We start from the raw sequence: 13,559 nt of genomic DNA, 5'->3' as shown, positions 1-13,559 counted from the left end.
GGAGCTTCCCTGTAATTAATTACAGCGCGAGCAGGTGCGTCAGTTGCTGGTGTTCCATTCGTCCCACTCTTCATCTTCCTCTACGGAATCAAAAGACTGGTCACCCCGATCCGAATCACCAGAGAGCTCTCGTTGGAGCCTCTCCAGATCCATTTCTGGAGTGTTGTACTTCAGCTGACGGGCAACCTTAGCTTGCTTAGCTTTGGCACGGCCGCGACCCATGGCCTGACCCCCTTGCGTTTCCTTGGGATGGCGCGGGGAGCGACCATCCACAAACTGTTATGAGCTTCTTCCTGTTGTACACCATAGCGGGTACGGTCTCAGTTTTCCGAAACGTGGGCAGACTTAAGCACCCCACGTACTCCAGCAGTAGCTGGGGTACGTGGGGTTGAACAGCGAAAATAAGCAGCTAGCGGGACCTTAATTAATTTTTGCGCAAGGCGTTGATGGCTTGGCGCCCAGGACGTGCAGAATCATCGATTCGGATGTCTTCAGGATCCACTGCTGTATCCACCCCGTCAACGGTCATAGGAGGAACGGAGGAGGGATCCTTGGCTAACTTATCCAGCACTGAGCGTTTGATAAGCCCCAGCGCAATGGGGCCGAAGTCTGCGTCGTGCACACTGGTGCCCACACGACCCACAACCTTGCCACCGGCCTGCACGCTTGCGCCCACGTCCGGCAAAGAACCCTTGGAGCCATCAAGGTGCAGCAACACCAACACGCGTGGGGAGCGGCCCAGATTGTGCACGCGGGAAACAGTTTCCTGACCGCGGTAGCATCCCTTGTTCAAGTGGACAGCAACTGCGGTGGGGCCGGAATTGATATCTTCGCGCTGGGTGGCGCCGGAGATGTCGGTTCCGATGAAGGCGGGGACCTCGTGGGGGATCGTCTTTTCGTCGGTATCGAAGCCGACCTCTGGTTCGCGAGCCTGCACCCGAAGTGCAGTGTAGGCCATCAAACCAGCAGGTTGGGCGCGCTGCGTGAGCTCATCCCAACGCTGCAGCAACTGATCGCGAGGCACCCAATAATCGGTGACGGGGAGATCTCCCAGCATCCTGGTTCGGTAGCTTTCCGTCGCGTCTCCACGGGCTTGATCGGATCCGGAGAGCCCCACGGCGCTGAAATCCTCACCGAGGATGGTCAGCTGAACCAGCTCCAAGCGCTGCACGGTCACCTGGGACCAGAAAATCATCTTGGTGAGGTGATCCTCGAGGTCATCGGCCTGCTCGCCGGGGACGTCCAGCAACAGGCTCGAATCGTCCAAACAGGAAATGCCAAAGTTCTGCAGGATCCTGCCCTGGATATCCAAGTTCAAACCCCATGTGGCCTGACCAGGCTGGATCGCATTGACCTTCTGCGAGATCAAGGTATTGAGCCACGTGGCGGCTTCCTCGCCGCTGATCAGAATGGCAACGCGATCCCAGCGATCCACCAGACCGGGCTTGGATGAGGTGATTCGGGACTGCTCTACCAGAGGTTTCCCGTAATGCCACGCGACATTGAGCGTGCGCCCATCGGCCTCATTGCTGGCACCGGGCACATGGGACAACAGAGGGCTGGGAGAGCCGTTGTCCACGGCGGGAGACACGGAGGCGACTGCATCAGCGCCTTCGTTTGGAGAAGATGTGTGGGCAGAAGTGACGTTTTCCACATCTCCATTGTTACCAGCTGGGGTGAATGAGGTATAGGGCAGGTGGGGGATAAGACATAACCCACTAGAGTGAGGAGTCATGAGCCAAGCAACAGCCAGCCAGCAATCGCGACAGACCATCGTCGATGTACTGGGCGCAGAGAGCCCGCAGCTTTGGGATGCAGAAGCGCCACTGGTTTTCGCTGACGACCTCGCGGCGATCCGCGGCGACGGTGTGTTTGAAACCATGATGTTGCGCGACGGGGTGGTGCACAACATGGAACGGCACCGAGCGCGCTTCTTATCCAGCGCAGCAATGCTGGAGCTGGATATCCCCGATATGCAGCGGTGGGCGCAGGCCACCGAGCTGGCGGTTGCACACTTTCAGGACACTGTGGGCGCGCCAGAAGCCGCATTGCGCTGGGTATACTCCCGAGGCCGGGAGTCTACGGGTGCTGCTACGGGCTGGATCACCGTCAGCCCAATCGGCAGCGAGATCGAGCGGGCGCGCGCCGAAGGTGTGACAGTGATGACTGCGGAACGAGGATTCCGCATCGACCTCTCGGAGCGCTCACCGTGGGCGCTCATTGGTGCGAAAACGCTGTCCTACGCGGCCAACATGGCGGCACTGCGCTACGCCAAGGCCCGCGAGTTCGACGATGTGATCTTCGTGTCCGACGAAGGGCAGGTCCTTGAAGGACCCACCTCCAGCATCATTGCTGTGTTCGGACGCCCCCTCGTCCCCCCGCCGATAGAGGCGGGAGTGCTTCCCGGCACTAGCCAAGCTGCACTATTCCGTCTGGCAGAGCACCGGGGATGGGACGTGGGGTATCGTTCGATGCAGCCTAGCGACCTGCACACGGCCGACTGCGTATGGCTGGTCTCCTCCGTTCGGGCCTTTGCCCGGGTCAAGGAGATCGACGGCGTGGTTCTGGGCAACCCGGACAACGCTGAAGAAATCCAGCAGATGATGTGGGAAGCTGTCACCAGTTAGACCTCAGTGAGAGTAAAAGGAACAGCTAGGCCTAGCTCTCCGGAAACTAGCCCACCACGCGCTGCAGCTGTGCGGACATCCACGGAGTCATCTCACCGTTGACGAGGCGCTCATCCACCCAACCGAGGTCGTTGTTCGGCATCAGACCGTACAGCCGCTTGCCGGGACCCAAGTCCGCAGGACCCGTCTCGGTAACCATGGTGGACGCGCTTTCCAGCTGCCACGCGCGCTCGGTCAATGGCTTGCCGTAGAGGATCTCCACAATTCCATCGGAGTGAGCCACGGTCATCTCGATGTTGTCGTCCTCACCTATGCGCAACCAACCGGACTCGCGGCGGTCTGGCGTATCCAGCGGCTGGCCGTCATCGTCCATGCGCCAGGAGCGGGACTCATAACGGATGCGGTTCTCGCCATCGTGGGCGAAGACTACCTGCTGGCCAAAGGTGAACTCCTCTTCGCCGGGCTGGGCGGCCTGCCCCTGTCCACGCCACACACCAATCAGCGGTAGCAGGGCCAGCAGGCCATCGTGCAGATTGGGGCCAAGGCGTAGGTTGGCAGTGTCTTCCGGGATCGGCAGATCATTAAAATCCGGAAGGTTCCTACTGCTGGTGTTCTTCGCGCTTTCCTCGGCTTGAGCGATTGCCTCGTTGGGGTTGACAGGGCCGGGGTTGTTTTGGCTGTTGTCAGTCATGCCATTCACTGTACCGCGCGGCACTCCCACCAAAGGTCTCTAGAGTCCCGGCTCTTCTTCCTCGGGCAACGGACGCGTGTACGGCATGAGATCTTCAATGCTCACCGAGGTGTAAAACTGCTCGGACTCGATGAAGACACTGCCACCGGCCACATAGACCCTGATGGGCTGGCCTTTTAGAGGAAGCGATTCTGCCCCAACGTCCAACTGGAATGCATCAAGAATCTCTTGCTTGGTGATGGCGGGAAGGTGATCCTCGGCAACCCTGGCGTCGGAACTATCTTTCGCCTTTGGCGCCTTCACGATCGATTCCGGCGACAATCGTACCCGGCCCTCCCGCACACGAAGCTTCATCTCCACGGTGACGGGTTGCGCGAATCCCTTCGGTGTTCCCTCGAAGACGGCCTCGGTTTCCCAGCCGCCGCGAGGGGAGATGTCCTCTAGGTTCTGGATCATCAGGTCATCAATGCCCATGCGCGAGCCGATGCTCACGCCATCAAGCTGCAGGCGAGTAAAGACCTTGCGGGAGGGGGAGTCCTCGATGGTGCCGTTGAACACATCCTCAGCGGAGACGGTGACGTACTGTGCGGAGGACTGCACACTCATCAAACCCCACCCGGGGACATCCACGTCCTGGGCAGTGACGGTGATGGAAGGGAGCTCGTGGGTAAAAGCGGCGCTGACGTAAGGGAAGCCAGCAACCTCCACCGCGGGAGGGGTGGGCAGATTGCTCGCTTCGTACAGCGTTTGGGAGACCCCGTGTTCGGTACGGGCTGCCACGAGACTGTCGGCCAACACCGCGAGGAAAGAGGTGATGACCAATCCAATCGCGATGCGCGAGAGGACTCGTTTCCGTTTGCTTGACGCGCTCATCAATCTAATTTTTACCTCAAGTAAGGCTATGGACGGGTATTGTTGCGCTCATAGGCATGCTCGGATTGTCTCCCGGGCATGCGTAACTATTACCCCCAAGGCGGGCCAGTGAGGATTGATGTGACGTGAAAGTAGCGGTTGTTACTGACGCTTCCGACGCCTCCGACGTGCTGTCTTCCCTCCCTCTGCTCAGTCATGAGTTACAGCTGGTGCCCGCAAAATCAGCTTCGATCCGGCAGCTCGAGGGCAGCGATGTGGTGGTGATTGATGTCACTGGCAACAATCTGTTGGCTGCTCGTGATTTCTGCCGGGCTGTGGCTGCCGCGCATCAAGATTTGCCGGTGGTCGCGGCGATTGCGGAGACGTCGTTGATCGCGCTGGATGGGTCGTGGGCTGTGGATGATTTTCTGTTGCCTTCTGCCTCGCCCGTGGAGATCGACGCTCGTCTTCGTCTGTTGTTGACTCGCCGTCCTGTGCCGGTGGAGACCGCCGAGGATTCTCAGGTGGTGGCCATTGGCCGGCTGGTGGTCGACGAAATGACGTATGTGGCGCGGCTGGGTAGCAAGCCATTGGATCTGACGTACAAGGAGTTTGAGCTCCTGCACTTCCTCGTGAAAAACGCTGGTCGGGTGTATAGCCGTGAGCAGTTGTTGCAGGACGTGTGGGGCTATGACTACTTCGGTGGTGCGCGCACCGTTGATGTGCATGTCAGGCGCTTGCGGGCGAAGTTGGGCCGTGAGTACGAGGGCGTGATCCTGACGGTTCGCAATGTGGGTTATAAGGCAATAGATCCAGAAGAATTGGAGTAGGACATGCCGAACAATGTGACGTTCCGAAAGTTCCGAGACCTCTCTGAGCATCCTGAGCTCGTCGAAAAAATCGATCAGCTGCTGGAGGAGGTGTGCCAGCACGATGGCGTCGCGGCGTTCAGTGAGGCTTTTGTCCGCGGTATTGCGGAGGATCAGGGCCACCGTCATATCGTTGCGGTGGAGTCCACGGGGGAGAGTAAGGACGACGTGGTTGGGGTGTTGGGTCTGGATCCTTCCTCCACCGTGGAGATGGCCGTTTCTCCTTCCCGACGCCATTGCGGCGTGGGACGCGAACTTCTGGATCGAGCCATCACTGATTTCCAGCTGGAGGGCGCGCTGGAGGTGTGGGCTCATGGAGATAGTTCGGCGGCGCAGAAGCTCGTGGAGTCCGTGGGGGGACGGCGTACGCGCGAGCTGTTGAAGATGGCGGTGAGCTGCGAACCGGGTTCGTCACGACGTGAGGAATTGGAGCGCGGTGCGGAGGAGGCGCGGGAGCGCATTGTCGGCCAGGACGTAGAGATTCTCAACTATGTTGCTGCCATAGATAAGTACGGTGAAGAGCTGGTGGATCAAGAGTGGGTGCGCGTTAATAATGAGGCTTTTGCGTGGCATCCAGAACAAGGCGGTTGGGATCTCGAGCGGCTGGTAGAGGCGCGGAATACCGCGTGGTTTGAGCCTGCCGGTGTATGGATGTTGTGGGCCGAGGACCCGGTGTCTGAGGAGCCGCGGTGCCTTGGTTTCCACTGGACGAAGATTCCCGTGGACCAGATGGAGAAGCCGGAGGGGAAGCGCGCTGGGGAAGTATATGTGGTGTGTTTGGCGGACGAGGCTCGCGGTCGTGGGCTGGGTGGAGCCATCACGCTGGTGGGAATTGAGTATTTGCTGGAGCAAGGCGCGGGGCTAGTCGAACTCTATGTTGAAGGCGATAACGCACCTGCTGTGGCTACCTATCAGCACTTGGGCTTTGAAGTGGTACAGACTGATGTGGTCTATCGAGGAGAAAAGCGTGAGTAGATAGTGGGCTGCGTTCCTGAGAATTTCTTCATAATCGGCCACATTTGGTAAATGCAGGGTTAACAAATGGGCAAAGTGGGGAATTTCGATGGGAATGTTGGTGGGGGCGCGGGGGTGCTTCGGAAGAAACTTTTTAGAAATTTCGGGCGCATGACCAGCTAGATCACGGTTGTTAACCTTCTGTTCATTCTCAGTGCGAATTGAGTCCATCCAGGCTCGTTAGATTCTTAAACGTTGCATAGGCGACTGTGCGTTCAATAGGAAAATTCTTCGGAGAGGCTCAAAGTGACTGGGCTTCGGGAGAAACCAGAATGTGCAATCGCGATGCGAGTAATCCACAACTTTTTTTGACACTGACTAACTTCGGAGGAAAACCGTGAAGTCTAACCTGAAGCGCTCCGGCGCAGCAGCTGCAGCCCTTTTTGCCAGCACCCTGGTTCTGGCAGGCTGCTCCAACGCAGACAACAACAGCGGCGACAGCAACGGCGGTGAGTCCAACTACGACATGGCGGACGTCTCCGGCACGCTGAACGGCGAGGGCGCAAGCTCCCAGCAGAACGCAATGGAGAACGTCTTCGGACCAGCTTTCTCCGAGTCCGGTTCCACCCTGGCTTACAACGCCACCGGTTCCGGTGCCGGCCAGGAGCAGTTCCTGGCTAACCAGGTTGACTTCGCTGGTTCTGACTCCCCACTGAAGGACGAGCAGGTTGAAACCGCTGCAAAGCGTTGCGGTGGCAACGAAGCATGGCACCTGCCAATGGTTATTGGTCCAGTTGCCGTGGCCTACAACCTCAACGGTGTAGACACCCTGAACCTGAACACCGAGACCATCGCCAAGATCTTCAAGGGCGAGATCAAGAAGTGGAACGACCCAGCAATCGCTGAGTCCAACGAGGGCGTCGAGCTGCCAGACACCAACATCAACGTTGTGTACCGCTCTGACGAGTCCGGCACCTCTGACAACTTCCAGAAGTTCCTGAAGGCTTCCGCAGGCGATGTCTGGGAGGACGAGGGCAAGGCATTCCCAAGTGGCGTGGGTGCAGGCGCTAACGGCTCCACCGGTGTTGCTGACCAAGTTGCAGCAACCCAGGGCGCAATCACCTACGTTGAGTCCGGCTTCGCTAAGGAGCGCGACGAGCTGAACATGGCCAACGTCGATTTCGGTGCTGGCCCAGTTGAGCTCAACGCTGAGAACGTGAACAACGCTCTGTCTACTGCAGAGTTCAAGGGCGAGGGCCACAACTTGGTCGTCGATTCCGAGAAGCTGTACGCAGAAAAGGAAGAAGGCCAGTACCCACTGGTTCTGACCACCTACGAGATCGTCTGCTCCGCAGGCTACGAAGGTGACACCGCCGCACTGGTGAAGAACTTCATGTTCACCATGTTGGACAACCAGGATGAGGCTCTGGAAGAGCAGGGCTACATTCCTGTGGATGGCGAATTCAAGTCCAAGCTGGAAGAAGCTGTAAAGGCTCTGAAGTAATCCAAGATTCGGAGAGGTGACTCTCTAACGTCTTGAACTGAGAGACCCCCGAATGGAATTGACCATCGGGGGTTCCAGTGTGAAAAACCACGCCCTTGTTGTACGAAGCGCCACCACTCGTGTAGCGCAACTTTCTTAAAGGACAACTTACATGGCACATGCCAATCAGACTGAGGTAGAAGCAGACGCTAACCTCACTGCAGCTGCAACTCCCGTTGCAGCAGGCGCACCGAAAAACGAAGACAGCCAGCGCTCCGGCGGTGGCAGTAACGTAAAGCGTCCCGGAGATATCATTTTCGAGTCTTTGGCCAAGGGATCAGCAATCCTGATCACCGTCATCATCGGACTCATCGCCCTATTCCTTATCGCTCGCGCGGTACCTGCACTGGATCGCTTGCGCGATGGTTTGCTCAGTTTCTTCACCTATGGAGATCGCTGGGACACTGCGTACAACACCAATGACGGTGGATGGATGCAGTTTGGTATCCCGAACTTGTTCTTTACCACTGTTCTGGTTTCTCTAGTGGCGCTCGTCATCGCGATGCCCATCGCGCTGGGCGTGGCTATCTTCCTTTCCAACTACTGCCCAAAGCAGCTGATCAAGCCTCTCGGTTTCTTGGTCGACCTGCTGGCAGCAGTACCATCCATCGTGTTCGGCATCTGGGGTATCCAGGTGCTCGGCCCTGCACTGGGCCCATTCTTCGAATGGCTGTCTGGTTGGGCTGGAGGATTCTTCCTCTTCAACGTTGACCCGATGTCATCTCCATCGTTCTCCACCTCCCGCAACATCTTCACCGGTGGCGTGGTCTTGGCGATCATGATTCTTCCAGTGATCGCTGCGACGGCTCGAGAGGTGTTCGTACAGACTCCAAAGGGCCACGTCGAGGCAGCTCTTGCTCTGGGCGCAACCCGCTGGGAAGTCGTCCGCATGACCGTGCTTCCTTTCGGACTATCCGGCTACATTTCCGGTTCCATGCTGGGACTGGGTCGTGCGCTGGGCGAGACGATGGCCCTGTACATGGTCGTTGCATCTTCCCCAGGCTTCCGCGGATCCCTGATGGATGGTGGTACGACCTTCGCTACCGCAATTGCAAACGCAGCCCCCGAATTCAACGATGACCTCAAGGCCGGCGCCTACATTGCCGCGGGCCTCGTGCTGTTCGTGCTCACCTTCGTGGTGAATGCTGCTGCGCGTGCTGTCGTCGCGAAGAATTCTTAGGAGATCGAGAAGATGACTAACGCAGTAGCTCCAAGCAAGTCCAACAAGAACAACCTCTTCGTCGATATCTCCGGAAGCCGCAAGGCCAAGGACAAGATCGCCCAGATCATCATTTACTTGTCCATCATCATTGCCCTGGCCCCACTGGTGTGGGTCCTGGCAACGGTGCTCTTCAAGGGTCTGCCTGTCATGCTGAACGCAGACTGGTGGATGTTTGACATGACCGGCCAGCCAAACAGCATGCCTGGCGGCGGCATGGTGCACGCCATCATCGGTACTATCACCCAGGTTTTCGTCACCTCGTTGATCTCCGTGCCAATCGGAGTCTTCACCGCTGTGTACCTGGTGGAGTACGCCAACGGAAACTTCCTGGGACGCATCACCACCTTCATGGTGGACATCCTCTCCGGTGTTCCTTCCATCGTCGCGGCACTGTTCGTCTACGCCATGTGGGTGACCACCCTGGGCTTCGACCGCTCCGGCTTCGCAGTGGCCTTGGCCCTGGTTCTCCTGATGGTTCCGATCATCGTCCGCAACACGGAAGAAATGCTCCGCATCGTTCCTATGGACCTGCGTGAAGCGTCCTTCGCACTGGGCGTTCCTAAGTGGAAGACCATCCTCAAGATCGTTCTTCCTACCGCTTTGTCCGGCATCGTCACCGGCATCATGCTGGCAGTGGCCCGAGTCATGGGCGAGTCCGCCCCTGTGCTGATCCTCGTGGGTTCCACCCCGGCTATCAACTGGGATGTGTTCGAGGGCAACCAGAACTCTCTTCCTCTGTTCATGCTGCAGATGTACCGCGCCGGCAACAACCCTTATGTGCTGGAACGCATCTGGGGCGCCGCACTGACCCTGGTCATCCTGGTGGCTGCATTGATGATTGGCGCGCGAATTGTCTCCAAGCGCTTCTCCGTCAAGGTCTAGCTCCCGCACCATCAACAACCCGCAAGTCACCACTCTTAGGAGAAAGTAGTTCATTATGGCTAAGCGCCTTGACCTAAACGACGTCAACATCTACTACGGCGATTTCCACGCCGTGCAGAACGTCAACCTGAACATCCCACCAAAGGCCGTTACCGCCTTCATCGGCCCATCCGGCTGCGGTAAGTCCACCGTGCTGCGCACCTTGAATCGCATGCACGAAGTCATCCCAGGCGCTCACGTCAAGGGCGAGATCTTGCTGGACGGCGAAGACATCTACTCCAGCAAGGTTGATCCCGTAGCAGTGCGCAACACCATCGGCATGGTGTTCCAGAAGGCCAACCCGTTCCCAACGATGTCCATCGAAGAGAACGTGGTTGCTGGCCTGAAGCTGTCCGGCGAGAAGGACAAGAAGAAGCTCAAGGAAGTTGCCGAAAAGGCCCTCCGTGGCGCTAACCTCTGGGAAGAGGTTAAGGACCGTCTGGACAAGCCAGGTGGCGGCCTCTCCGGTGGTCAGCAGCAGCGTCTGTGCATCGCTCGAGCAATTGCTGTGGAGCCAGAAGTTCTCCTCATGGACGAGCCATGCTCCGCTCTTGACCCAATCTCTACCCTGGCTGTGGAGGATCTCATCCATGAGCTGAAGGAAGAGTTCACCATCGTCATCGTGACGCACAACATGCAGCAGGCATCCCGTGTGTCCGACCAGACCGCTTTCTATTCCCTGGAAGCTACCGGCCGTCCCGGCCAGTTGATCGAGGTTGGTCCAACCACCAAGATCTTCGAAAACCCAGACAAGAAGGAAACCGAAGACTACATCTCCGGTCGCTTCGGATAAATCGTTTCCTTTCCTCCCGCTTAGGGGCTGTGCACCAATAAGGTCTACAGCTCCTACGCACGGTCGTTGCGCCGAATAAGCAGCGGTGAATAGTGGATTATTCGCTTTGAGCAGCGTAGACGATTAACGTCCCGCGCTGGACAAAGGACCCACCGTTATTTTGCGGTGGGTCCTTTATCTATATCTGTACTCCCTAGTTCTAAGACTGCCTACAATGGGAGATGAAGCATGGCACCCGTGGAAACCAGATGAGCGGGAGCCTTGGGCGCGCGTGAGGAGAAAAGCAATGGGAACTCAACCACTGCATATCGTGGTCATGGGAGTCAGCGGAAGCGGCAAGACTACCTTGGCACGCAAACTCGCGGAAAAGACCGACCGCCAACTTCTGGAAGCGGATGACCTGCATCCCGCTAGCAACATGGCCATTCTCCAGGACGGAAAAATGCCTGATGCGGAAGCGCGGATGGCCTGGCTGACTACCGTTCGAGATTGGATGACCGAGCAAGCCGAAGCTGGCAAGTCCACCGTGGTGGCCTGTACCGCGCTCAAAAAGCGGCATCGTGAACTGTTGAGCGAGGCAAAAGGCACCGTGTTCTACGTGCACCTCTATGGCACGGAAGATGTATTGGCCCGCCGCATGGATAACCGCATCGGAGAGAACATGCCGCCGGAACTGCTCCACGAGCAGCTGGCGATGCTGCAGACCCTCACGCCGGATGAGCTGGGTATTCAGCTAGATGTCGGTCGCACTCCTGAGCAGTTAGCGGAAGATTCCCTTGCTGCGGCAAGCTTCGCGGAGAAGGCGTACCGCGACAGCTAAACCATCACGGAAGTAGGGGAGTGGGAACTAGTCCCAGTAGTCCTGGTAGCGGCGCGAGATCTCGTCGAACTGGCTCTCCAGCGCCTGCTGCTGCTCCTTGGTGCGCTCGGATTCTTGGTATTCCGGCAGGCGCATGCCCGTGACCATGTACACCACTCGGGAAGCGATCGAGACTGCGTGGTCGGAGTATCGCTCTAGGTAGCGAGATATCAGTGTGAGATCCACCGCCTCGCGCGTGCTGTATTTCCATTCCCGCTGTGTGGTCAGGATGAACAGGTGACGGTGGATGTCATCCACGGCATCGTCTTCGGCCGCCAGCTCCGTTGCCTGGGAGACGTCCGTGTTGATGAGAAGGTCCTTGATTTTCGACGCCGAGTTGATCGCCTGCCGAGACATTTCTTCGACGTAGGGCTTAATTTCATCTGGCACTGCGGATTGCGGGTGACGCCTGCGGGCGAGTTTGCCCACGTGGACGCTCAGGGCCGCCATACGGGCGAGGTCTTCGACGATGTAGATTCCGCTGACTACCTGGCGCAGGTCGCTGGCCACTGGGCCTTCGAGTGCGAGGAGCTCGAACGCTGCGGTTTCGCACTTGGCGCGTAGCTCCTCGATGACATCGATGCTGCTGACCACTTTTTCCGCCTTGGCCAGATCCGCGTCGAGTAGAGCTTCGGAGGCGGAGGCCATAGTATTGCGCACAAGATCACTCATAACCAAGAGGTCATGAGTGAATCGATCCATCTGTTCGCGGTAGGCGGTACGCATGATAACTAATTTTAGCCTTAAATTTGCTGCATTGCCATGTGAGTAATTGTTGCATGCAAAGAAGCAGAATTGCAGTTCACGCCAGGAAAATACGTAAATTATCCGCCACTATTAGCCATCTCTGCGCCAACTGGAACTGTTTCGTCCTCTGGGTCGTCCAGCCATCCCTCGGGGAGGATGACCTTGCCGGGCGAGCCTTGACGGCCACGGGCGCCGTCGGCGTCCTCCGCGAGGTCCGTGGAATCCCACACTGGGTCGAGTGTTTCGCGCAGCTGGGCGAGAGTGGATGTCTGGGCGAGTTGGCGTCGAAGATCCCCACCTGCGGGGAAACCACGGAGGTACCAGGTCATGTGCTTGCGTAAGTCCCTGCATGCCTTGGTCTCGCCGTCGTGCTCGGCAAGCAGCTCGCCGTGTCGAAGGATGATCCGGGCGACCTCACCAAATGTCGGCTCTGAGGGCACAGGAAGGCCACGCAGCTCGGCGGAGAGCTCCGCGAACAACCAGGGGCGGCCCAAGCAACCGCGACCCACGACCACGCCGTCGCAACCGGTCTGGTCCATCATGGCCCGGGCATCCGTGGCCTTGAAGATGTCGCCGTTGCCCAGCACGGGAACTCGGCCATCCATGTGCTCGACCAGCCGGGAAATCTCGGACCAGTCGGCCTGGCCGGAATAGCGCTGGGACGCAGTGCGGGCGTGGAGGGCCACGGCCTGAGCGCCTTCGTCGGCGGCGATGCGGCCAGCGTCCAAGTGAGTGTGGTGCTCATCGTCGATGCCGATGCGGAACTTGACCGTCACGGGGATATTGGTGCCCTCGGTGGCCTTCACGGCTGCGGCGACGATGTTCGCGAACAAGCGACGCTTATAAGGCAAGGCGGAGCCGCCACCGCGACGGGTGACCTTGGGGACGGGGCAGCCGAAGTTCATGTCGATGTGATCGGCGAGATTCTCGTCCACGATCATCTTCGCTGCCTCATAGGTGTACTTCGGGTCAGTGGTGTACAGCTGCAAGCTGCGGGGGTCCTCATCCGGAGCGAAGGTGGTCATGTGTAGCGTCTTTTCGTTGTGTTCCACCAAGGCGCGGGCGGTCACCATCTCGCACACGTATAGACCGGCCACGCTGCCCATCCGTTCGCGTTCTTGCTCGCGACACAGCGAGCGAAATGCGACGTTGGTGACCCCAGCCATGGGGGCCAGGATCACGGGGCTTTCCAAATCGAATGGGCCGATGCGTAGTGCGGGTTCCTGCGAAGAGATGGTGGTAGTCACGGTGCTATTGTCACACTGCAGGCGGCGGATTCCCAAGTGCTGGCTTAGTGGTGCGATCTACGTGTGTGGGTGTGGCAGGGCGATAGACTGGGTCGGCGGGGGAGGTTGACTGGCGAGGTTGGCCAGTGTGGCAAGAATAATTGGGGAAGATTGGGGCTAAAGCACTTCGCGTGCCAAACATTTAGGTAGGGTGACAGACATAGGCATAAGCGCTCTACCTGCGGGAATGCAGTT

14 protein-coding genes are annotated in these 13,559 nt (G+C 58.3%); 8 read left to right on the top strand and 6 right to left on the bottom strand.

The window, feature by feature from the left end:
- Window positions 1–39: 39 nt before the first annotated feature.
- Both CS919_RS03220 and ygfZ read right to left on the bottom strand, forming a co-directional pair.
- Window positions 40–222 (bottom strand): DUF3073 domain-containing protein, encoded by a 183-nt coding sequence (locus CS919_RS03220; protein WP_099298069.1) that lies wholly within the window; start codon window positions 220–222, stop codon window positions 40–42.
- A 202-nt stretch (window positions 223–424) separates the two neighbouring features.
- The gene (ygfZ, locus tag CS919_RS03215) at window positions 425–1,735 is read right to left on the bottom strand and encodes a CAF17-like 4Fe-4S cluster assembly/insertion protein YgfZ (RefSeq protein WP_099298068.1); all 1,311 of its coding nucleotides are present in this window, start codon (window positions 1,733–1,735) and stop codon (window positions 425–427) included.
- On the opposite strand from ygfZ, the gene CS919_RS03210 reads away from it, so the two are divergent.
- The gene (locus CS919_RS03210; protein ID WP_099298067.1) at window positions 1,734–2,627 is read left to right on the top strand and encodes an aminodeoxychorismate lyase; all 894 of its coding nucleotides are present in this window, start codon (window positions 1,734–1,736) and stop codon (window positions 2,625–2,627) included. The genes ygfZ and CS919_RS03210 overlap by 2 nt on opposite strands.
- Window positions 2,628–2,673: 46 nt before the next feature.
- Here CS919_RS03210 and CS919_RS03205 read toward each other — a convergent pair whose 3' ends face one another.
- Together CS919_RS03205 and CS919_RS03200 are read right to left on the bottom strand one after the other, a co-directional pair.
- Window positions 2,674–3,318 (bottom strand): heme-binding beta-barrel domain-containing protein, encoded by a 645-nt coding sequence (locus tag CS919_RS03205; protein WP_099298272.1) that lies wholly within the window; start codon window positions 3,316–3,318, stop codon window positions 2,674–2,676.
- Between the two features lie 39 nt (window positions 3,319–3,357).
- Window positions 3,358–4,191, bottom strand: coding sequence for an LmeA family phospholipid-binding protein (locus CS919_RS03200; protein WP_099298066.1), 834 nt, complete (start codon window positions 4,189–4,191; stop codon window positions 3,358–3,360).
- A 125-nt stretch (window positions 4,192–4,316) separates the two neighbouring features.
- Between CS919_RS03200 and CS919_RS03195 the strand changes: the two genes are divergently transcribed.
- From CS919_RS03195 to CS919_RS03165, 7 genes are all read left to right on the top strand, one after another.
- Window positions 4,317–5,000 carry a winged helix-turn-helix transcriptional regulator gene (locus CS919_RS03195; RefSeq protein WP_099298065.1) on the top strand — a complete coding sequence of 228 codons (684 nt, stop codon included), beginning with the start codon at window positions 4,317–4,319 and terminating at the stop codon, window positions 4,998–5,000.
- A 3-nt stretch (window positions 5,001–5,003) separates the two neighbouring features.
- Window positions 5,004–6,014, top strand: coding sequence for a mycothiol synthase (gene mshD, locus CS919_RS03190; protein WP_099298064.1), 1,011 nt, complete (start codon window positions 5,004–5,006; stop codon window positions 6,012–6,014).
- A gap of 376 nt (window positions 6,015–6,390) precedes the next feature.
- A complete protein-coding gene (pstS, locus tag CS919_RS03185; RefSeq protein WP_234990786.1) occupies window positions 6,391–7,497 on the top strand; it encodes a phosphate ABC transporter substrate-binding protein PstS in 1,107 nt (368 codons plus the stop codon).
- 151 nt (window positions 7,498–7,648) lie between these two features.
- The gene (gene pstC, locus CS919_RS03180) at window positions 7,649–8,716 is read left to right on the top strand and encodes a phosphate ABC transporter permease subunit PstC (RefSeq protein WP_099298063.1); all 1,068 of its coding nucleotides are present in this window, start codon (window positions 7,649–7,651) and stop codon (window positions 8,714–8,716) included.
- Between the two features lie 12 nt (window positions 8,717–8,728).
- Window positions 8,729–9,640: a phosphate ABC transporter permease PstA gene (gene pstA / locus CS919_RS03175; protein ID WP_099298062.1), complete on the top strand. Its 912-nt coding sequence runs from the start codon at window positions 8,729–8,731 to the stop codon at window positions 9,638–9,640.
- Between the two features lie 55 nt (window positions 9,641–9,695).
- Window positions 9,696–10,472 (top strand): phosphate ABC transporter ATP-binding protein PstB, encoded by a 777-nt coding sequence (pstB, locus tag CS919_RS03170; protein ID WP_099298061.1) that lies wholly within the window; start codon window positions 9,696–9,698, stop codon window positions 10,470–10,472.
- A gap of 286 nt (window positions 10,473–10,758) precedes the next feature.
- Complete coding sequence (locus tag CS919_RS03165; protein WP_099298060.1) at window positions 10,759–11,292, top strand: gluconokinase; 534 nt, start codon at window positions 10,759–10,761, stop codon at window positions 11,290–11,292.
- Between the two features lie 27 nt (window positions 11,293–11,319).
- Here the strand turns inward: CS919_RS03165 and phoU are convergent, their stop codons facing one another.
- Together phoU and dusB are read right to left on the bottom strand one after the other, a co-directional pair.
- A complete protein-coding gene (gene phoU, locus CS919_RS03160) occupies window positions 11,320–12,057 on the bottom strand; it encodes a phosphate signaling complex protein PhoU (RefSeq protein WP_099298059.1) in 738 nt (245 codons plus the stop codon).
- Between the two features lie 98 nt (window positions 12,058–12,155).
- Complete coding sequence (dusB, locus tag CS919_RS03155) at window positions 12,156–13,325, bottom strand: tRNA dihydrouridine synthase DusB (RefSeq protein WP_268803744.1); 1,170 nt, start codon at window positions 13,323–13,325, stop codon at window positions 12,156–12,158.
- Between the last annotated feature and the right edge of the window lie 234 nt (window positions 13,326–13,559).

The sequence above is a fragment of the Corynebacterium dentalis genome, assembly GCF_900232865.1.
Lineage (GTDB): Bacteria > Actinomycetota > Actinomycetes > Mycobacteriales > Mycobacteriaceae > Corynebacterium > Corynebacterium dentalis.
Note: the sequence above shows the minus strand (reverse complement) of the source record. Positions and strands in the feature narration are given on the sequence as shown.

Excerpts from the sequence above, each read along its gene's own strand:
- CS919_RS03210 (WP_099298067.1), top strand. The coding sequence starts at position 1,734 with ATGAGCCAAGCAACAGCCAGCCAGCAATCGCGACAGACCATCGTCGAT.
- pstC (WP_099298063.1), top strand. The coding sequence starts at position 7,649 with ATGGCACATGCCAATCAGACTGAGGTAGAAGCAGACGCTAACCTCACT.
- mshD (WP_099298064.1), top strand. The coding sequence starts at position 5,004 with ATGCCGAACAATGTGACGTTCCGAAAGTTCCGAGACCTCTCTGAGCAT.
- pstB (WP_099298061.1), top strand. The coding sequence starts at position 9,696 with ATGGCTAAGCGCCTTGACCTAAACGACGTCAACATCTACTACGGCGAT.
- ygfZ (WP_099298068.1), bottom strand. The coding sequence starts at position 1,735 with ATGACTCCTCACTCTAGTGGGTTATGTCTTATCCCCCACCTGCCCTAT.
- pstA (WP_099298062.1), top strand. The coding sequence starts at position 8,729 with ATGACTAACGCAGTAGCTCCAAGCAAGTCCAACAAGAACAACCTCTTC.
- CS919_RS03205 (WP_099298272.1), bottom strand. The coding sequence starts at position 3,318 with ATGACTGACAACAGCCAAAACAACCCCGGCCCTGTCAACCCCAACGAG.
- CS919_RS03200 (WP_099298066.1), bottom strand. The coding sequence starts at position 4,191 with ATGAGCGCGTCAAGCAAACGGAAACGAGTCCTCTCGCGCATCGCGATT.
- CS919_RS03165 (WP_099298060.1), top strand. The coding sequence starts at position 10,759 with ATGGGAACTCAACCACTGCATATCGTGGTCATGGGAGTCAGCGGAAGC.
- CS919_RS03220 (WP_099298069.1), bottom strand. The coding sequence starts at position 222 with ATGGGTCGCGGCCGTGCCAAAGCTAAGCAAGCTAAGGTTGCCCGTCAG.
- phoU (WP_099298059.1), bottom strand. The coding sequence starts at position 12,057 with ATGCGTACCGCCTACCGCGAACAGATGGATCGATTCACTCATGACCTC.